This window comes from Terasakiella brassicae (assembly GCF_014641495.1).
Classification (GTDB): Bacteria; Pseudomonadota; Alphaproteobacteria; order Rhodospirillales; family Terasakiellaceae; genus Terasakiella; species Terasakiella brassicae.
Map to the genome: position 1 here is coordinate 84,577 of NZ_BMHV01000008.1, position 20,118 is coordinate 104,694.

General features: G+C 49.8%; 19 protein-coding genes. 6 read left to right on the plus strand and 13 right to left on the minus strand.

The window, feature by feature from the left end; genetic code table 11:
• Positions 1–8: 8 nt before the first annotated feature.
• Positions 9–674 carry a hypothetical protein gene (locus IEW74_RS07255; RefSeq protein WP_188663254.1) on the plus strand — a complete coding sequence of 222 codons (666 nt, stop codon included), beginning with the start codon at positions 9–11 and terminating at the stop codon, positions 672–674.
• On the opposite strand, the gene IEW74_RS07260 is transcribed toward IEW74_RS07255, so the two are convergent.
• The gene (locus IEW74_RS07260; RefSeq protein WP_188663256.1) at positions 671–1,888 is read right to left on the minus strand and encodes a TIGR03862 family flavoprotein; all 1,218 of its coding nucleotides are present in this window, start codon (positions 1,886–1,888) and stop codon (positions 671–673) included. The two genes, IEW74_RS07255 and IEW74_RS07260, sit on opposite strands and share 4 nt — an antisense overlap.
• Positions 1,889–2,122: 234 nt before the next feature.
• On the opposite strand from IEW74_RS07260, the gene IEW74_RS07265 reads away from it, so the two are divergent.
• Complete coding sequence (locus IEW74_RS07265) at positions 2,123–2,830, plus strand: Crp/Fnr family transcriptional regulator (protein ID WP_188663258.1); 708 nt, start codon at positions 2,123–2,125, stop codon at positions 2,828–2,830.
• Positions 2,831–2,856: 26 nt separating this feature from the next.
• Here IEW74_RS07265 and IEW74_RS07270 read toward each other — a convergent pair whose 3' ends face one another.
• The 6 genes from IEW74_RS07270 to pgsA form a co-directional block, all read right to left on the minus strand.
• Positions 2,857–3,684: an LOG family protein gene (locus IEW74_RS07270; RefSeq protein WP_188663260.1), complete on the minus strand. Its 828-nt coding sequence runs from the start codon at positions 3,682–3,684 to the stop codon at positions 2,857–2,859.
• A 97-nt stretch (positions 3,685–3,781) separates the two neighbouring features.
• Complete coding sequence (locus tag IEW74_RS07275; RefSeq protein WP_188663262.1) at positions 3,782–4,246, minus strand: molybdenum cofactor biosynthesis protein MoaE; 465 nt, start codon at positions 4,244–4,246, stop codon at positions 3,782–3,784.
• A gap of 4 nt (positions 4,247–4,250) precedes the next feature.
• Positions 4,251–4,502: a molybdopterin converting factor subunit 1 gene (moaD, locus tag IEW74_RS07280; RefSeq protein ID WP_188663263.1), complete on the minus strand. Its 252-nt coding sequence runs from the start codon at positions 4,500–4,502 to the stop codon at positions 4,251–4,253.
• Positions 4,502–5,761 (minus strand): molybdopterin molybdotransferase MoeA, encoded by a 1,260-nt coding sequence (moeA, locus tag IEW74_RS07285; RefSeq protein WP_188663266.1) that lies wholly within the window; start codon positions 5,759–5,761, stop codon positions 4,502–4,504. Before moeA ends, moaD begins: the two co-directional genes overlap by 1 nt.
• The gene (mobB, locus tag IEW74_RS07290) at positions 5,758–6,264 is read right to left on the minus strand and encodes a molybdopterin-guanine dinucleotide biosynthesis protein B (RefSeq protein ID WP_188663268.1); all 507 of its coding nucleotides are present in this window, start codon (positions 6,262–6,264) and stop codon (positions 5,758–5,760) included. Before mobB ends, moeA begins: the two co-directional genes overlap by 4 nt.
• Entirely contained in the window at positions 6,265–6,825 is a 561-nt protein-coding gene (gene pgsA, locus IEW74_RS07295; protein WP_188663270.1) for a CDP-diacylglycerol--glycerol-3-phosphate 3-phosphatidyltransferase, read from the minus strand.
• Positions 6,826–7,046: 221 nt separating this feature from the next.
• Here pgsA and IEW74_RS07300 point away from each other — a divergent pair, with 221 nt between their 5' ends.
• Positions 7,047–7,775 carry a substrate-binding periplasmic protein gene (locus IEW74_RS07300; protein WP_188663272.1) on the plus strand — a complete coding sequence of 243 codons (729 nt, stop codon included), beginning with the start codon at positions 7,047–7,049 and terminating at the stop codon, positions 7,773–7,775.
• A 1-nt stretch (position 7,776) separates the two neighbouring features.
• On the opposite strand, the gene uvrC is transcribed toward IEW74_RS07300, so the two are convergent.
• Entirely contained in the window at positions 7,777–9,600 is a 1,824-nt protein-coding gene (gene uvrC, locus IEW74_RS07305; RefSeq protein ID WP_229734270.1) for an excinuclease ABC subunit UvrC, read from the minus strand.
• 185 nt (positions 9,601–9,785) lie between these two features.
• Between uvrC and IEW74_RS07310 the strand changes: the two genes are divergently transcribed.
• Both IEW74_RS07310 and IEW74_RS07315 read left to right on the plus strand, forming a co-directional pair.
• Entirely contained in the window at positions 9,786–10,871 is a 1,086-nt protein-coding gene (locus IEW74_RS07310) for a DUF2125 domain-containing protein (RefSeq protein ID WP_188663276.1), read from the plus strand.
• A gap of 10 nt (positions 10,872–10,881) precedes the next feature.
• Positions 10,882–12,243, plus strand: a complete 1,362-nt coding sequence (locus IEW74_RS07315; protein WP_188663278.1) for an aspartate aminotransferase family protein — start codon at positions 10,882–10,884, stop codon at positions 12,241–12,243.
• Between the two features lie 242 nt (positions 12,244–12,485).
• On the opposite strand, the gene IEW74_RS07320 is transcribed toward IEW74_RS07315, so the two are convergent.
• From IEW74_RS07320 to IEW74_RS07335, 4 genes are all read right to left on the minus strand, one after another.
• Entirely contained in the window at positions 12,486–12,833 is a 348-nt protein-coding gene (locus IEW74_RS07320) for an Hpt domain-containing protein (RefSeq protein WP_188663280.1), read from the minus strand.
• Positions 12,834–12,896: 63 nt separating this feature from the next.
• Positions 12,897–13,331, minus strand: a complete 435-nt coding sequence (locus tag IEW74_RS07325; protein ID WP_188663282.1) for a hypothetical protein — start codon at positions 13,329–13,331, stop codon at positions 12,897–12,899.
• A complete protein-coding gene (locus tag IEW74_RS07330) occupies positions 13,315–13,713 on the minus strand; it encodes a hypothetical protein (RefSeq protein WP_188663284.1) in 399 nt (132 codons plus the stop codon). Before IEW74_RS07330 ends, IEW74_RS07325 begins: the two co-directional genes overlap by 17 nt.
• A 17-nt stretch (positions 13,714–13,730) precedes the next feature.
• Positions 13,731–16,016: a sensor histidine kinase gene (locus IEW74_RS07335; RefSeq protein ID WP_188663291.1), complete on the minus strand. Its 2,286-nt coding sequence runs from the start codon at positions 16,014–16,016 to the stop codon at positions 13,731–13,733.
• A 249-nt stretch (positions 16,017–16,265) separates the two neighbouring features.
• Here IEW74_RS07335 and IEW74_RS07340 point away from each other — a divergent pair, with 249 nt between their 5' ends.
• Entirely contained in the window at positions 16,266–16,586 is a 321-nt protein-coding gene (locus tag IEW74_RS07340) for a BON domain-containing protein (RefSeq protein WP_188663294.1), read from the plus strand.
• 14 nt (positions 16,587–16,600) lie between these two features.
• Here the strand turns inward: IEW74_RS07340 and smc are convergent, their stop codons facing one another.
• Entirely contained in the window at positions 16,601–20,062 is a 3,462-nt protein-coding gene (gene smc / locus IEW74_RS07345) for a chromosome segregation protein SMC (protein ID WP_188663303.1), read from the minus strand.
• Between the last annotated feature and the right edge of the window lie 56 nt (positions 20,063–20,118).

The window sequence follows — 20,118 nt, forward strand, 5'->3', positions numbered from 1 at the left end:
AGAAAGTCATGTTGAAATCAGTATTGATCGTTCTTCTTACCTTAATGGGGGTGAGTGCCTGTGTCAGTAATCCGCAATATCGGGATTTGAAACAGGCGGATGAGGCTGAAATCAAAGCCACAGATGTCAATTTCCATGTGCTTTCGCCCTTTTATCGCGATCCCCCGGATTGTGTGGCGGTTATGATGTCCCATAATAAAGAAAACCCGCAAATGAATGGGTTAATCTCAACCGCATTGGCACGTCATTTGGGTGAAAAAGTGGATCGGGTGATTTTTCCACGTAAAACCCGCCATTTGGCAAAACGTTTAGGACTTGATTTACAAGATAAAAGGGACCGGCAACGATTTTCCCGTCAGACAAAATGTCGCTTCTTTGCCGTGGCGGAACTCTATGATCTAGGCGATGATTATGTCGGTATCTTTGCCAAAAAACATATCGGGGTACGGGTGGATTTAAAACGGATTTCCGATGATGCGCTTTTGTGGCAAGCCGCCCATACAGTGTGGCGCGCCGATGGTGGTTTGCCTCTCTCCCCCATTGGGGCGCTCAGCGGTATGGCAAGTGCGACGATGTTTGCCCAAGATAACGAGATTATGCCCTCTTTGATTGATGATGCCCTGCGTCGAATGGTGTGGACATTACCCTATGGTATGGCAGAGGCTGGCTCTTAAGCGTTTTTTTCGTTCAGCCAGTTTTCAATGCCCAGCCCGGCACGTTTGCCAAGGGCAAAGCAGCCCGTTAGCAAATACCCCCCGGTCGGGGCATCCCAATCCAGCATTTCACCGGCGAAAAACCAACCGGGGTGATCGTTGTGCATCAGGTCTGTGTTTAGATCGTCAAAACACACCCCACCGGCGCAGCTGATGGCTTCTTCAATCGGGCGTGTGGCGTGCAGGTCAATCGGCAGGTTCTTAATCGATTCAGCCAGTTTATTCATATCTGAAAAAACATCCTTGCTGAGACATTCACGCAAGAGCGCGGCCTTGACCCCACTCAGCCCGGTTGTTTTGCGGATATGGTTGGATAAAGAGGCCCGCCCGCGTGGTTTGTTAAGCGCAGCTTTCAGGGTTTCAAGGCTGCGATCCGGGCAAAGGTCGAGATAGAGGGAGGCTGTCCCTGTCTGTTCTATAGATTCGCGCAAAGCTCGGCTGTGGGTATAGACTGCACTGCCTTCAACACCGTTTTCACAAATGACGAATTCGCCTTTGGTGTTGACGTTACCTGCGCGCAAACCAACGGATTTGACCGGGGTACCGGCAAAACGGTCGATAAAAACAGGGGACCAGTCACGTATAAAGCCGCAATTGCTTGGTCTGAAATCATGCATCTTGATATGGCGGGTGGCAAAGGGCGTGCGCCAATGACCATCAGACCCCAATTTCGGCCAGCTTATACCGCCCATTGCAAAAAGCGTGGCCTCACAAGAAAACGTCTTTTCCCCATCGGGTGTTTCAAAAAGATGACCGTTTTCAGCCCAATTCAACCAGCGATGACGGGTGTGGATTGTTAAACCGTTGTGGCGTAATCGGCGTAACCAACTGCGCAAAAGCGGGGCGGCTTTAAAATCGGTGGGAAAGATGCGCCCGGAACTGCCGATAAAGGTCTCGATCCCTAAATCCTGTGCCCAGTTACGGACGTCTTCGGGTTTGAAATCTTCGAGGATATCCTGAAAAGAGGGAAAGGTCGTGTGATAGCGCGAGCGAAATGTGTCAAAATCTTCGCCATGCGTCAGGTTCATCCCGCTTTTACCCGCCATCAGGAATTTGCGTCCCAGTGACGGCATGGCGTCAAACAAATGAACGTCAAACTCTTTGGCAACAAGGTGTTGGGCAGCCATTAATCCGGCAGGGCCACCGCCGATAATCGCAATAACGGGTTTTGTCATGGTCGGATACGCCCTAAAATAAAAAGAGAGGATGGTTCGGGGTGGACCATCCTCTCTATAGGGTCTATTTCAAACGGTGTCTAGAGGGGCACACCATTTGAAAGTGAGGCTTCTCTTAAGGGCAAGCAGAGAAGATGCTTATTTTATACGCCAGTTCGGATCGGTTTTTCTGTGAGGTGCTTCACAAACCTGTTATTTTATCTTCAACAATAATACCAAGGGCTAAAATCAAAGATGGTTGTTAGGGATAAAAAGGCGCTTCTGTCCAACAGTGAATTACTGAGCGGTCTGGACGAAGCCATGCTTGATCGCCTGTTGTCGATGACGGTGACACGCAGACTGGATAAAAACGAGACACTTTTTGTAAAAGGGGATCCGGGCGATAGTTTGTTCGGTGTGCAGGAAGGAAAAATAAAAATTGTGACGACTTCGCCCAACGGTAAGGAAGTCACCTTGAATATTATCGAGGAAGGGCAATTTTTCGGGGAGATTGCCTTGTTGGATGGTATGGACCGTACCGCCGATGCCATTGCGATGGAAAAAACCGAAGTTCTGGTCATTCAACGGCGCGATTTTATCCCGTTTCTGGAAAAACATCCTAAACTGTGTATTCAGGTGATGCAGTTATTGTGTCATCGTGTGCGTCTGACATCGGAAATGGTCGAAGATGCGGCCTTTTTGCCATTGGATGGACGTTTGGCGAAACGCCTTTTAAACTTAGCGGACCTTTATGGACAGGAACAGCCCGGTGGCGGTGTGTTAATCGGTTTGAACCTGCCGCAACAGGAACTAGCCCGTATGATGGGAACCAGTCGGGAAAGCGTGAATAAACAGCTGCAAATCTGGCGCAATCAGGGCTGGATTGAACTGGCCCGTGGCAAGGTAACGATCTTGAATGAACAAGCCTTGCAGTATGTGTTAGAGGCCGCCGAATTCGATTGATCCGGCGGCTTGGTCTGTCGATATGGTTAGGGAGCTTTTGACTCACTGCGTGCCATTTCTTCAATGGCATGGTTTTCCAGATAGTTTGTCAGGTAATGATAGGCTTCGTCAATATCATCAGTAACGGTAAAAAGTTTTAAATCTTCCGGGCTGATGGTACCGTATTTGACCAGAGCTTCCAGATTGACCACATCATTCCAGAATTCTTTGCCATATAGAACAATCGGCAGTTTTTTGCTGACTTTTCCGGTTTGGATCAAGGTCAAGGCTTCAAACAATTCATCCAATGTGCCGTAGCCACCGGGGAAGGCGACCATTGCCTTGGCAAGATACATAAACCAGAATTTTCGCATGAAGAAATAGCGAAATTCAAAAGATAGCTGGCGGGTGATATAGGGGTTTTGGCTTTGTTCAAACGGCAAGGTGATATTGAAGCCGAGGTTTAACCCTTTGGCTTCGGATGCGCCGCGATTTCCGGCTTCCATAATGCCGGGACCACCACCAGTGCAGATAACAAAACGTTTCTTGCTGCCTTCCAGATTTTTGGACCAGAGCGTCAAGCGCCGGGCAAGTTCACGCGCGTCTTCATAATAACGTGACATTTTGACATCCATTTCCGCGCGCACTAAATCACTGCTCAGTTTTTTGGCTTCTTCCAGTTTTTTTTCGGCGATATCGCGAGGAAGAAGGCGGGCGGACCCAAAAAAGATGATGGTGTCTTCGACGTTTTGCGACTCAAAACGGGCATCGGGTTCGATATATTCCGACAGGATACGCAATGGGCGGCCTTCGCGACCCTCGATAAAATGTTTGTTCAAATAAGCCTGAACGGGGGGATAGGGAGACTCAACCATGCGACACCTCAATTTTTGTTGTTATTTTATAATAGTTTGTATTTGTTAATAAAAATTGCAAGAGGGAGGACGGTTTTTTGAATTTTTTATAAAGAGGCTATTTTTCCCATTTGGAAAGGGCATCATCATCAGATTCGCGAGCATCAACCCAACTGCCGGTCCCTGTATTGTCTTCTTCAAGTTTCCAAAAAGGGGCCTTGGTTTTTAAAAAGTCCATCAGGAATTGCGCAGATTCAAAGGCAGCCTGACGATGGGCCGAAGCCGTCACCACCAGGACGATATTTTCCCCGGGTTCCATACGGCCATAGCGATGAATGATCAGGACATCTTCCAAGGGCCAGCGTTGGCGTGCCGTTTCTTCAATTTCGGCCAGTTTTTTTTCTGTCATGCCGGGGTAATGTTCCAGCGTCATGGCGCAAACGCGGGTGTTGTCTTCTTTGGTATGCTGGAAATCGCGAACCAATCCAACAAAAGAACAAATGCCGCCTATGGCCGTGTTGCCGTGGCTCAAGGCATTGATTTCCGCCCCGACATCAAAGTTTTCTTTCTGAACGCGGATCATAAAATCACCCCCCTGTGACAGGTGGGAAAATGGCGAATTCGTCACCGTTTTGGATGGTGTCGTCCATCTGGGCGTAATCCTGATTTAGGGCAACACGGATGACTTTGTCTTCACCCAAGGCTTCTGCATAAACCTCTCCCTTGGTGCGCAGGTAATCCAAAACATCGCCAACGGTTTTAACGGTGTCGGGCAGGTCGATTTCTTCTTCGGCACAACCGATTTTTGTGCGCAGCCATGCGAAATAGAGAACTTTCATTACTGATTTACCTCGCTATAAGGGATGAAATCGACCAGATCACCGGTTTCAATTTTATGCACATGATCGGGAATTTCCACCAGCCCGTCCGTTTTGACCATTGAGGTTAAAACACCGGACCCGGTGGTGTGGAACAATTCAACGACCGGGCCGTAAGGTGTGTCTTTTAGATAGGCCCGTTGCCATTCATAACGTCCACCTTTGTGATCCAGTTCAAAAGCGGCGGCAACTTTGTAGCTGCGACTTTGAATATCGCTTCGCCCTGCAAAACCGGCAATCATGGGCCGGGCAATCATCATAAAGGTGACAAGCGTTGCAACCGGATTACCCGGCAGCCCAATGAAGGGTTTGCCTGCAATGTCCCCCAGGGCAATGGGGCGACCGGGCTTAATGGCAATGCGCCAGAAATCGATTTTCCCCAGTGTTTTGACAGCGGATTTAACGTGGTCTTCTTCCCCCATCGAAACCCCGCCGGAGGTAAACAGGATATCGTGATCTTGTGCGGCGTGTTTCAAGGCATTGGTAATAGTGGTTAAATCATCCGGTAGGATGCCAAGATCGGTGACTTCAAACCCCATGCTGTCCAACATGGACATGACGGTGTAGCGATTGATGTCGTAAATGCAGCCGTCTTCCAAATCCTGTCCCGGGTCGCGGATTTCATCACCCGTTGAAAAAACAGCGATTTTTAAAGGGACGTACACATTTAAGTCTGTCTTGCCGATTGAAGCACATACACCGATATCGGCAGCGCGCAATTTGCGGCCCTTTTTCAGGACAACGTCACCGGTCTGGATGTCTTCGCCTGCTTTGCGGCGGTTGGCCCCTTGTTTGGCAGCACATCCTTGCGCAAAGGTCACGACCCCGTCTTTTTCACAGGCGTTTTCCTGCATGACAACCGTATCGGCGCCTTGTGGCATCGCTGCGCCGGTAAAAATACGAAAAGTCTCGCCCGGATTAAGGGGGCGGTCCATCGGGTGTCCGGCGGCAATCCGGGCGGTGACGGGCAGCTTGGTTTCACCATGTGGATTCAAATCGGCAAAGCGTAGGGCATACCCATCCATTGCGGAATTATCGTGTGGCGGAACATTGCGCGGGGAGATGATATCTTCTGCCAGAATTTTACCGACACATTGGCGCAAAGGTAAAGAGGTGGTTTGTGCAATCGGCTTGACCGTTTCTGCGATTTTGCGCCGTGCCTCGGGCAGAGGCATCATGTCATCGGCATGGGAAAAACAGCAGTCAAAAACGGGTGTCATGGTTCTCTCCGCAAATCCAGATGCGAGATAATAAAGTCGGCAATGCCTTCGATGTCTTTGAGGTCGATCAAGGGGCGGTCAATATCACGTAATTGTTCGTCACTGGCGACGGCAAGAATGGTCGGGTCGTCGGGCCAAAGCGGTTCGCGCCCATAAGACGGACGATGGACTTCTATTTTGGGATGGTTATTAAATTTAAAACCTTCAATCAGGACAAGGTCTACATCGCTCATATGCTGGATGAGATCTTCGATTTCGGGTTCTTCATCCCCGCGCAATTCGTGCAGTAAGGCCCAGCGATGACTGGAAGCCAGCATGACTTCTTTGGCCCCGGCTTCGCGCTGGCGATAAGAATCTTTGCCCGGCTGGTCGATATCGAACTGGTGATGGGTATGCTTGATGGTGGAAACGTTAAAACCATGTTTGGTGATTGCCGGGATCAGAACTTCCAGCAAGGTGGTTTTGCCGCTGCCGCTTTTACCAACGATACCAAATATTTTCATTTAATCGACCATATGCTTTAAACCGGTGCGCAAATAATCGTACCCGGTAATCATCGTCAAAAGGGCTGCAAGCCATAAACCGACATATCCGACCGTAACTGTTTCAGCGACCCACAAATAAGGCCCGGCGTTTCCGACGATCAGAAAACCCAAGGCCAGCATTTGAATGGTGGTTTTCCATTTGGCCAATAGGGTAACGGGGACGGATATTTTGGTTTCTGCCAAAAATTCGCGCAAACCGGAAACCAGTAACTCACGCACCAAAATAACGCCTGCTGCCAAAACATGGATGCCTTCGATCGGGCCAAACCCCATGAGCATGACAATCAGCGTCCCGATAAGAAGCTTGTCAGCAATCGGGTCCATAAATTTACCAAGGGCGGATTGCAGGTCCATTCTGCGGGCGAGCCAGCCATCAAAGAAATCGGTGATACAGGCATAGACATATAATGAAAAGGCCATCCAGTTGCCTTCGGGTTCGCCAACCATATATAGACCGACCAAAACGGGGATGATCAGAATGCGTGACGCTGTCAGGATATTGGGAACGTTCCAGAGCATTTGAATTTTTCTTTATATGAACAGGATGAGCGCAAAGGCCAAAATAGACCATAGGCCTTTTAAAAAAAAGCGGCTTTTTTCTTATCGTCTTTTTACATATTTTGACAGGTAAATCTTTTCCTTTTTGCCAAGCAAGCTATCCAAGTGTAAGCTAAAAGAAAACAGGTGCACATCAGAATGGGGGATAATTAGACTTTATGGGAAAGAAGATACTCATAAATATGTTTATTTTGTGCCTGTTTTTATCGGCACCCTTGCGGATATCTTTTGCCAACCCTTCACAAAACTATGTGGAAGTTGCTGTCCCCATTATTTCACAATTGGTGCATCAGGACGGGAGCGGGAAATGGCAAGGTCCGTTGATTGACCTTTTAAAGCGTGCGGAACAGGAAATTGGCATTCCTTTTCATTTGCGCATGGTGCCTTTTAAACGGGCGGTGCTGATGGTGGGAGAAGGCGATACCGATTTTGGTGTCTTTATGGAAAGCTCTAAACGCAATCAGATCGGTATGCCGATTGTGAAGTTGGGGGATGCCCAGTTCATTATTGTCTCGTTAAAAGACAAACCGATCCGTAGCATCAACGAATTGGAAAATAAATCCATTGCCCGTATTCGGGGCGGGGCGGAAATCAAGACCCTGAAGGGGGTGCCGGGTTTGAAGTATTATTACTTTAATAATCACAACGATGGGACGCGCCTTTTACAGTATGGACGTGTTGATGCCTTGGTTACGGCGGATTTCCGTCTCTTGGATGCGGTGGATCAGAATATGGTGACGTTTGCAGAATTGGCGGAACCTGTTCCGCTGGAACCGAGGGAACTTTGGCTCTATTGGTCATGGAAATCAAATCTGGATTTCTCGTTGGTTCGGCGTTTGAAGAGTATTCCAAATCTGCATTTAGCGCCGCTTGATCCGGCAAAATTGCGGGAACGCTATCTGGCAAAATAAATTAATTTTCGTGAAAATGATCGTAAATCAGTTTGGCGGTTGTCTTGTTGATACCGTCAACGGCCTCCAGATCGCTTAAGCCCGCTTGGGCCACACCTTTGGCGGACCCGAAATGATGGAGCAAGGCTTTTTTTCGTTTGGCGCCGACCCCGTTAATATCATCCAGAACGGATTTTGTAGTGGCCTTGCCGCGTTTGGCACGATGGGTGCCGATGGCGAAGCGATGGGCCTCGTCGCGCAGGCGCTGGATGAAATGATTGACCGGGTCGGTATGTTCTAATTGAAACGGTTCCTGTCCGGGGATGACGATTTTATCATATCCGGCATTTCGTTCCGGTCCTTTGGAAATCCCGGCCAAGGTGACATCGTCGATGCCGAGTTCTTCAAAAACGGAAATTGCGACCCCCAGTTGCCCTTTGCCCCCATCGATAATGACAAGGTCCGGCCATTGGCCTTTTTCCTTATCGGGGTCTTCCTTGATGGCGCGGCTGAAACGGCGGGTTAAGACTTCACGCATCATGGCGTAATCATCATCGCTTTGCGCCGTTTTGATGTTGAATTTACGATAGGCATTTTTGATGAAACCATCCGGCCCGGCAGCAATCATGGCTCCGACCGAGTTGGTCCCCTGAATGTGGGAGTTATCGTAAACCTCGATCCTTTCCGGCATGGACTCCATTTGCATAATGCGCTGGGTTTCCTGCAACAAACGACGTTGTGACGCACTTTGCGCCAATCGGCGTCCCAAGGCTTCGCGGGCGTTGTTCATGGCATGAGTAATCAATTTGGTTTTTTCGCCGCGTTTTGGGCATTGCAGTGAAATTTTACGTTCAGCCCGTACGCAAAGGGCTTCTTCTAAAATGGCGTGACCGGGGAGGTCATGGCTGACAAGGATTTGTTTGGGCGGCTGTTTATCGGCATAAAATTGTCCGATGAAGGCTTCCAGAATATCGGGCAATTCTTCTTTCGACCCATGTGCGGGATAATAGGCCCGGTTACCGAAATTGGCTCCGGCGCGAAAGAAAAAGACCTGAATGCAGGTTTGTCCGCCATCAAGGAAACCGGCGATAACATCGGCTTCTTCCAGTCCTTCAATATTGATATCCTGGCGTTGTTGAATACGCGTCATTGCTGAAATGCGGTCTCGATAAATCGCGGCCTCTTCAAATTCGAGGTTTTCGCTCGCTTCTGCCATGCGTTGCGCCAATTCGTTTTGCAAGGCTTTGCTGTCACCGCGCAAAAATCGTTCGGACTGTTCCACAAGTTTTGCATATTCGCGCACAGAAATACGCCCGACACAAGGGGCAGAACATCGCTTGATTTGATATTGTAAACAAGGGCGTGTGCGGGATGCAAAAATACTGTCTGAACAGGGCCGCAGCAAAAAAGCCCGTTGCAGGGTGTTCAAGGTTTCGTTGACGGCCCAGGCGGATGCAAAGGGGCCGAAATAGCGCCCTTTGCGGTTTTTTGCACCGCGATGTTTGAGGACTTGTGGATAGTCATGGTCCCCGGTAACAAGGATCATGGGAAAAGATTTATCGTCGCGTAGTAAGATATTATAACGCGGCTTTAATTTCTTGATCAGGTTCGATTCCAGAAGCAAGGCTTCGGCTTCGGTATGGGTGGTAATGAATTCCATCGCATAGGTTTGCGAGATCATGCGTTGAATGCGGATGGTCAGGCGTTGTGGCGTTGTATAGTTTGCGACCCGTTTTTTTAACGACTTGGCTTTCCCCACATAAAGAACATCGCCTTTTTCATTCAACATCCGATAGACACCGGGGCGAGAGGCGAGTGTTTTCAAATAACCTTTGATCACATCCATACCCCGGGTGAGCGAGCCTTTAATGCCGCTGTCCGGGACTTCCAATGTGCTGTTTTCTTCGTGCCTGAGTTCGTTCATAAATTCAGAGATGGCCCATTCCCATCAATTCGTCAACCAATGTCATTGTCCTTTGCGGGATTTGTCGGCTATAACATTTTCAAAAATTCATTTTGGTTAGGACAAGAATGGCCCGCGTTCCCCATCCCACAAAAACGCATATTGCCCTGAATTATAAGGAACCGTTGTCGGTGCGCCTTGGACGTTATGCGGCTTATAGCGGGGCGAGCTTTGCTGTACTGGCCATTCTTTATAGTCTGGCGTGGTTTGGAACGTCCATGTTGCTGCGCGCTGGCGTTCAGGACTGGTTTGCCGCGCGCAACGCACAAGGTTATGTCGCAAAATATGATGATCAAAAAGCCCGCATTACAGGGTTTCCTTTTGCGCTGAATATCCGTTTGAAAGATGTCGTGTTTGCACCACCCCTTGATGCATCAGGAAAACGGGCGTGGAGCTGGCAAATCGCATCACTGGATTTATCGACACTGCCGCTGCCTTGGACATTGCGGACCCTAAACGTGGATATGAGTGCTCCCCAAAGCCTATCAATGAATGCTCAGACCTATCGGGGGCAGGCAAAAAGGTTTCAACTGACATTTGACTGGATGTCAAAAGGGGTGCCGGATGAAATATCGCTGGATATTGCGCAGTGGAACTTGCATGGGGAACAACAGGCTTTAAGCCTTGATCACGTACAACTGGATGCCCGGCGCCAATCGTCCGGGGATTATCAGTTTGAACTAAAAGGGCAGGATATTGATTTGCCGAATGCCATCATCGGTATGGGCAAAAAACTTTCGCAAGTTTTGGCGCGTGGTCGTTTCACACATAATTTTGCGACACAAAAATGGTCAAAAACAGCGATTGAAGAATGGCGTGATCGGGGGGGGACTTTAGAATTTGAAAGATTGTTGATTGACTATGCGCCTTTGTCCTTGCAGGGTAACGGGACACTGGCACTCGATGGTGACTTGCAGATTGTAGGGGCCTTTAGTGCCCGTATTCAGGGGTTCTTTGAAACAGTGGAACGTTTGCGCCGTGCTCGCGTTATTCGTGGCCCCGATGCCAGCATGGCCAAGGTTGTTTTGGGAATGCTGGCGAAATATCCAGGAAACGGCGGACCGGCAACGATAAGCGTGGCGCTAACCTTGCAGGAACGTGCCTTGTTTGCAGGCCCGGTCCGACTTATTGAAATACCGCAACTTAAGTGGTGAGAAAGATAAAATGACAAAAAATCCAAATTCTATTTCGGCGAAAGACCAGACCTATCATCTACATCCCTATACAAATTTAAAGGTCCATGAAGAACAAGGTCCACTTGTGATTTCACGGGGGCAAGGGGTGCGTGTGTTCGGCGAAGACGGCAAAGAATATATCGAAGGTCTGTCCGGCCTGTGGTGTACGTCTTTAGGGTTTAATGAACCGCGACTGGTCAAAGCGGCCCAAACGCAAATGGAAAAATTGCCATTTTATCATAGTTTCAGCAGTAAAGTGCCAGATGTCACCGCAGAACTGGCAGAACGTTTGGTTCAAGTGACACCGGATGGGTTGGACCGCGTCTTTTTCTGCAATTCCGGTTCCGAAGCGAACGACACGGCGATTAAATTCGTCTGGTATTATAATAATGCCCGTGGCAAGCCGGAGAAAAAGAAAATCATCGCCCGTGAAAAAGCCTATCACGGTGTAACGGTGGCGGCCGGGTCTTTAACCGGGTTGGCCTATGCGCAAAATGGTTTTGACCTGCCGGCAAGCGAACGTATTTTACGCACAGGCTGCCCGCATTTTTATCGTTATGGACAGGAGGGGGAAAGCGAAGACGAATTCACCACCCGTCTGGCAAACGAGTTGGAACAACTGATTCTGAGCGAAGGTCCAGACACCGTGGGCGCAATGTTTGCCGAACCAATTCAAGGGGCCGGTGGTGTTATTGTTCCACCGCAAAGCTATTTCCCCAAAATTCAGGCGGTCTTGAAAAAATACGATATTCTGTTAGTTGCCGACGAAGTGATTTGTGGGTTCGCTCGGACAGGTAAAATGTTCGGCTCAGAATATTTTGGTATTGAACCGGATATGATGACGATGGCGAAACAATTATCATCCGGTTATTTGCCCATTTCGGCCTTGGCGGTGTCCGATCATCTCTATCAAACAATCAAAGAACAAAGCAATGCCTTGGGTGTATTTGGTCACGGGCTGACCTATGGGGGCCATCCGGTTCCCTGTGCCGTAGCACTCGAAGTTCTTAAAATTTATGAAGAACGCGATATTTTGGGGCAAGTTAATGCGGTTAGTCCGTATTTTCAGGAACGTTTGCAAAGTTATCGTGATCATCCACTGGTCGGCGAAGTGCGGGGTGTTGGCTTGATCGGGGCCATTGAACTCAGCGCGGACAAGGCAACGAAAACACCGTTTGATCCCGGCCTTGCAAAGGCTGCGGGGTTGATGAAGAAGTGCGAAGAAAACGGTTTGATCCTGCGCGCCATGCCGGGTGATTGCGTGGCCTTCTGCCCACCGTTGATCAGCGAACAGCCGGATTTAGAAGAATTGTTCAATCGCTTTGATAAAGCCTTGGCAGCCATCGGCTAATCTGGATAAAGAGCCTCTTTCACGAGAGGCTCAGACTGCTGATAAAGTGTTTTCAGTAAATAATTGACCAAAAGCCGTCGTCCCGCACTTGATGCGGGATCCATTTAAAACCAATGGATTAGATGTTACTCATTGGACAAAGATGGATCCCCGATCAGGGTCGGGGATGACAGTTTAGGGGCTTGGTCAATAATCTGAGCCTCTTTCACGAGAGGCTCTTTTTATTTTTTGAAGTCTGAAATTTACTGTGCCGCAACCCAGTTATTTGCGGCGGTTAGGCCGTTCTGCAGCATTTTGGGCAGTTCTGGTACAATTGGGGCAACATCCGGGCCTTCACCCGTGACAAGTTTGCGTTCAATAATCGCACTTTGTTCGGAAATCTCTTTGAGCCCCAGTGTGCCTGTGGACGATTTCAGGGTATGAGCCTCTTTACGTAATTCATCCATGTCGCCGTTTGCCAGTAAGTCCTGCATACGTGCCACGCGATTACCAGCATCGTCGGTTAAATCGACCAAAAGTGTTTCGATCAATTCAATACCAACCTGTTCCGCCAGCTCTTTTAAGGTATCCTCACAGAGTAAATTGCTCATATGTAACTCATTTTTCTACATTAGACGTTTCACATTTTACGTGATAATGACCTATCCGCACTATCAATGCAATGTTGGATTGTCGTCTTGCGAGTGCATACCGGGGATGCGATCCAACGGTGGCATTTTTATTTCGATGATTGCTGTGGAAATTTGTTCCGGTTCCACATCGTCCAGATGCAAAATAACCGCACGTCCGATTTGCAGGGAGGCGGCAATTGCCCATTCCAGTTGGGAAAGGGCTGTTTGATCTCCATGCGCCTGTGCTTCCGGCAGAATTCGGTGTTGCAAAAACTGGGCAACCCCGGCAAAGGCGCGTGATGCAGCTTGGGCGCGACTGGCGAGAAGACTGATTCTTGATCCGTTTTCCAATTGATCGGCGGCTTGATTTAATTCTGCCATCATGGCGTTTACGGTCATGTTGCTTTTGTCTGTTTTCGCAGCGACAAAACGCAAGAAACCTGCGTAGAATTTATAATTTTCAGATATTTTCGTCATCGTCCAAATCGTCGTCCTGTATGTCGGAACCCGCCAGTGCATTGGGCATATCCAGCCAATGCCAATGGCGATAGACTTTATCGCAGGCCTCGTCCAGTTGGTCCAGCAGGTTTTCATCTTCAGAAGCGATGATATAGCTTTCTTCGTTGGCATCTTCAACTGCGCAGGCAAGCAGTTCTTCCATCCCGGGTGCGCCGCGTTCGACTTGTATCAAGGTGAAAACATCTTCATCATCGGCATAACCGCTGCCTTCGATATTGACGATGATGATGAAGGGGGCGACTTCAAACTGATCCTGAACATCATCGCCTTCCCGGTCCATAATGATATCGCGGATGGTGGCAAGGCGCTGGGCGATAGCTTCCATGTCCTGTTGGCTCATGTTTTTCTTTTCCCTTTTTATAACGGAATACGACAGGTCACCATTGTGCCCTTGTCTGGGATGGAATCCAAGGTGACGGTGCCGTTATGCAACTCAATAAAGCGTTTGACCAGTGTTAATCCCAATCCGGCCCCGCTTTGTCCGCTTGCGTCATGGTCACCGCGCTGGAAACTGCCAAAAATGCGATCCTGATCGGCTTGCGGGATGCCGCTTCCGGTATCTGCAACGCTGAAGACCAATTGATGCGGGTCGCGTTGTGCCGTGATTGTAATCACGCCGTTTGGCGGGGTATAGCGAATGGCATTGGTCAACAAGTTGAACATAACCTGTTTGAGGCGTTTTTCATCAGCCGTAATGGACCCGATATCCTGTGCGCAGTTGAATTCAATGCTGAGCCGGGCATGTTTGGCACTTTCACGAACCAGTCCGAGAACGGACACCATCATGTTTTGAACGTCGAAACTATCCAGTTCAAGGGCAAGCTGTCCGGCCTCGATACTCGCAAGTTCCAGAATATCGTTGACGAGGGCAGCAAGCTGGTCCGCGCTGGTTTGAATCCCCTTGGCATATTCCATTTGGCGATTGTTCAGTTCACCGAAATACTGTTCACATAACAGGGCGGCATATCCGGCAACCGTTGTCAGGGGTGTGCGGATTTCATAGGACACATTGGCGATAAATTCTGATTTCAGACGATCGGCTTCATGTTGGGCATCGGATCGTTCGCGCAGGGCCTGTTCGACCATCGCGCTGTCGGTCACGTCCAGATAGGACAGAAGCGATCCGCCATCAGGTAAGGGGACGGAGGCATATTCAAGGATGGACCCGTCACTGCGCACAAGGCGTTGGTTGTTGGGTTCGCGCATCATGATGCGCGCCACCAGTTGTTCGCGGAAACTGGACCAATTTTCAACCCCTTCGTAAAAATCACGGCATTTTTCAAGGACATCGGTGATATGGGGATGATGTGCCATAAATCCGTCCGGGAGATGCCAGATTTGGCTGAAGGCCGGGTTTGATAAACGGACTTTACCGTTGGGACCAAACACGACGACCCCTTCAAACAGGTTGTCCAGTGTTTCGCGTTGAACAGCCGATAACGCCTTGTTGGAACTTTCAAGGGCAAGTGTATCGGTGACATCTTCAAACGTCATAACCAGACCGCTGACCGGGTGCGGGCTGATAATGGCGCGCAGGGTGGAATTGTCCGGCAAGTGCAGGCTGGTTTCTTCCGGGGCTTGCAGTTCGACAAATTTTGCCAGTTGCTCCTGTCTGAATGCCTTGAAGTTGGCATATTCCGGTAATTTACGGGTTTCGCGCAGACGATCAAGCAATTCCCCGTATGAAGGGTGTGCATCCAGCCATTTTTTATCGAGATCCCAGAGATGCGCATAGGCACTGTTATAATAGCTCAAACGCGTATTGCCGTCGAAAATTGCAATCGCGGTGACGAGGTTTTCAAGGGCGGCGCGCAACAGGCTTTCACCATGCTTGGCGTTTTTCATGGCGAGATCAAGCGCACTGATATCTTCAGCCAGACCGATTAATCCTTCGCCACCGGGCAGGGGAATTTCGGTGACTTCGAACAAACGGGCATTTTGTGCAACCGGCAGGCTGACACGTTCTTTTGCTGCGCGTCCGGTCTCGGCTGCGCGTTGGGCCACATGACGGGTATGATCGCCATCGGGGGCAGCCGGGTTATGAAAGATGATATGACCGGCACTGTCGCGCATCCAGATGGGCAGGGGCAGGCTTTCCAGCACCGCAATGAGGCGGTCACGTTCCTGTGTCATGGATTGCAGGGACCTTGCCATCGGTCCGTTGGCAACAACAGCCCCGTTTGCAAGGCGCATCCATAACAGATCAACCAAGGGATCGCCGTTTTCACTTAGTACCCGCTGCCCGACAGCTTGCACAACCCGGTCATCCCCGCCATGAAGGGGCAGGATGATATCAAAGCTTAATCCTTCGTGATGCAAATCTGTGACCGCGCCATTGAGTGTACGTGCGGCTTCTTCGTCGAAGCACTGGAGAATATCGCCGTAACGCGATTGGGTTCCTTTGGGCAGGTCCAGCAAAACAGCCATACGCGCGGAACAGTTTTCAACGCCATTAACCACGTTCCAGCGATAAAGCCCATCGGGGATACCGACCAGAACTTCCTGAAGCTGGATAATTTGTTGACCAAGAACCTCGCGTTCCTGCTTGGTCTTTTTATCACGTTGCCAAAGCCATACAATTACGGGCACGCTTAAGCCAGCCATCGCAACCATGCCAATCAGGAACGCCCCTAATAAATCCATCTACCGTCTTTGCCTGAAATATTTTTTTCGATTCTACGCACTTATTGTACAGAGTACAAGATTTGCGTCTAACGCATTAAATTAGCTGGAAAATTCTGTTTGGCAATGGGAGAGGTTAAAGAGGGGACCGGGAATTTTGAAAATTATCTGTAGAGAATGCAATCACGGGTTGCTTTTTCCGGGATTATGTTTGACCTTTACGCCTTTTCGGCCCATTCTATCTGTTCGGGGAAAAAGAGGAGAAAGTCTTTGATCAAACGCCTTGGGTATCTATTGGCTATAGGGATGATGTTTGCGGTTTGCAGCGATGTCGCACGCGCGATGGATCCGGCGGACAAACGGATTTATCAACAGATCACCCGTGAAATAGATAAAACATTTCAAAATAATCCGACAGACCTTCAGGTTGATGTCAAGGATGCGATTGTCACGATAAATGGCTATGTCGATACCGGTGCGCAAAGATATGTTTTGGAAATGATTGTTCGTCGAAATTCGGATGTTCGAAACTTCAACAATCAAATCCGTATTCGCGGTGTCAAAGAAAAAACAGACTATACGTGGGATTAAGACGCATTTTTGATTTAAGTTTCGACCAGTTCTTCCGCTTTTTGTAAATCGACAGAAACCAATTGTGAGACACCGCGTTCTGTCATGGTGACACCGAACAGACGGTGCATACGTGCCATTGTCATGCGGTGATGGGTGATGATCAGAAAGCGGGTCTGTCCGCTTCTGGACATTTCTTCCAACATTGTGCAGAAACGATCAACGTTGGCATCATCCAGCGGAGCATCGACCTCGTCCAGTACACAAATAGGGGCCGGGTTTGTCAAAAAGACCCCAAACAGCAAAGCCAAGGCCGTCAAGGCCTGTTCCCCACCAGATAACAGAGACAGAATTTGCATGCGTTTGCCCGGTGGGGAGGCTAAAATTTCCAGCCCGGCTTGAAGGGGGTCGTCATCTTCAATCAGTTCCAGATGTGCCTGACCGCCGCCAAACAATCGGATAAACAGTTCCTGAAAATGGCGGTTTACTTCGTTAAAAGAGGTCAGAAGGCGATCTCGCCCTTCGCGATTTAACTCCGCAATGCCTTGGCGCAGTTTATCGATTGCCTTAAGAAGATCATCGCGCTCACTGGTCATGGTGCTGACTTGTTCGTTCAGTTCGTTCAGTTCGGTTTCTGCGCGCAGGTTTACCGGCCCCATGGTATCGCGTTCACGGTGTAAGCGGTCCACGCGTTTTTCGGCGGCATCCAGATCGGGCAGTTCGGACCCTTCCTCAATCTCGGCAATAGCTTCCAGTTCTTCGGCCTTGCAATCCAGACGGTCACGAATACGTTCAGCCAAGGCCATGCACAGTTGTTTGCCTTGTTCGACATGGCTTTCAAAACGCACGCGTTCTTCACGGCATTTCCCCAGTTCGGCTTCGGCCATACGGGCATGTCCGTCCACGTCACGCAAATGGGTTTCGGCTTCGACCAGTTTGTCGGCGCAGAGTTTTCTTTTTTCGTTTGAACGCTCAATACCGTCCAAAAGGGCATGGCGTTTTTCTTCAATCTCTTGCGGACGTTCGGCCAGGATTTCCAGTTCTTCGACCAATCCTTCGCGGCGCATTTTCAGTTCGTCCATATGATGGTGGGCGCGTTCGGATCGTTTTTTCCATGTTTCAATCTCTTCGCCAATTTCACTGAGGCGCCGGGCACGGTTTTGTGCATCTTGATTGATGCGTTCATAAGCACTTTGATGATCGAGTAATAAATTGCGTTTATCGGCCAATTCTTCGCGCAATAGGGCAAGCTGTTCACGCCCTTCGTTATCGGCGGGAAGGTCGCCTAAGGCGTCTTGCGCTTCGATCAGGCTGGCTTGGATATCTTCGCCTTCTTCACGGCTGCGTTGCAGTGTTTCGATCAGGTTTTCCAGTTTGGCTTCGAAACTGGCGAGTTTGTTATTCAGGTTTGAAAACTCATTTTGGGCTTCGTTCAATCGGCTGTTGGTTTGTCGCAACTGTTCACGCAAGATCTTTTCCTGTTCGCTACAGTTGGCTTCGGCTTCTTTGGTGATATCAAGACGTTCCTGCGCTTCGTCGCTTTTTTGTCGGGCTTCTTCCCACGCAATGCGAATTTCGGCTAGTCTGTTTTTCTGTTTTAAACGTTGTGCCGCCGCACTGGGGGCACCGGGCAAGGTGATAAATCCATCCCAACGCCACATGCCACCGACTTTGGAGACAAGACGTTGGCCTTGTTGTAGTTCAGATTGAAGGCGGGCGGCTTCAATGGGGGTATCAACAATGCCGACTTGAATAAATCGACGTTGTAACGCGCTTGGACCTTGTGCGACATCAGATAGTGGGATGACATTTTCAGGTAAAGGAAGGGCCGTATTCAAGGGGGACAAGTCTTGCCAGTGTAAGCTGGCATCCGGGTCACAAGGTGCGGATAGATCATCACCAAGGGCGGACCCCAAGGCGGCTTCAAATCCCGGTTGAACACTGATGTCGTCCAAAACAGGTTTGCCGGCTGCGCGTTCTTTGGGGTCCAGCAATTCAGCCAATGCATCTTCTTCGGCCTCGAGTTTGGCAACGGCGCTTTCGCAGGTTCGCAGCGCTTCCAAGGCTTCTTGAACATGTTGCTGTGCGGTGCTACGTTTTGCTTCAGCCTGTTCGATGGCCTCTTCCTGTTCGAGACGGCGTTCGCTCAGTTCTTCCAGTTTCGCTTCGGCATGGGCGAGATCGTCGGGTGAGATGCGGGTCGCTTCCAATTCGGTCTTCTGGCGTAGGATATCGTCTTGACGCGCTTTGTTTTTTTGTAGTTGCGCTTCTATTTCATTCAGGCGGCGTTGCAGGCCCGTGCGTTTTGCTTCGGCTTGGGCGACATCCTGTGTCAGTTGGTTGAGGCGTTCTTCGCGCTGGCTGACTTCTTCTTTAATAATTTCCAGTCGTTCCACGGCTTCTTCGCGCAGCATGTCATCATCTTCACCCTGAAGCTGGATGGTTTCGCGTTCATTTTCCAAACGGCGATGGGCAGCTTCGGCATCTTTGGAAAAATCACTTTCGCGTTCCAAATCCTGCGCGCTTTGTTGAATACGGCGTGTCAGTTCAGCTTTTGCTTCTTCAAGGCGTTTTTCTTCACCGTCCAATTGTTCACGTGCAATGGATAAACGGTGCAGTTCAGCCGCCGCTGCGGCTTCGGCTTCGCGCAAGGCAGGAAGATGGAGCGAGGCTTCCGCCTGTATTTTGGCGGCTTCGGCTGCACGTGAACTAAGTTCATTTACCCGTTTTTCGACTTCTTTGTAGGCATTACGTGCTTTGTCCAAGTCGTCCAGTGCATTGCCCCAGCGCATATAAAACAAAAGGGCTTCGGCCTTTCGGATGCGATCGGAAATGGTGCGATAACGACTGGCTTGGCGCGCTTGTTTTTCAAGATTCTTTTGCTGGGTTTCCAGTGTGATCAGGACATCATCAAGGCGTGATAAATTGTTTTCGGCACCGCGCAGGCGAAGTTCGGCTTCGTGACGGCGGGAATGCAGGCCTGTAATCCCGGCGGCTTCTTCTAAAATGGTGCGCCGGGCTTGGGGTTTTGCACTGATAATGGCACCGATTTTACCTTGTGAAACCATTGCGGTGGAGCGTGCCCCGGTGGCGGCATCGGCAAACAGCAATTGGACATCACGGGCCCGGACATCCTGCCCGTTGACCTTGTAAAGGGATCCTTTTTGGCGTTCGATGCGGCGTGTGACTTGCAGTTCGACGTTGTCGTTAAACAGGGCTGGCGCGGTTCGATCGGAATTGTCCAGTAAGATACCGACTTCGGCAACGTTGCGGGCCGGGCGTTTGTCGCTGCCGGCAAAGATAACGTCATCCATTTCGCCGCCGCGCATTTGTTTTGCGCTGGTTTCGCCCATGACCCAGCGCAGGGCCTCGACCAGATTGGATTTGCCACAGCCGTTCGGCCCGACCACACCGGTCAAGCCAGTATTGATCAGGAGTTCGGAATGATCGACAAAAGATTTAAACCCGGTTAAGCGGAGTTTCTTGAACTGGATCAAAGTGTGGAATTACCCGTAAAAGCCCATGACAAAAAGAAAGACGCACCGGATATTAG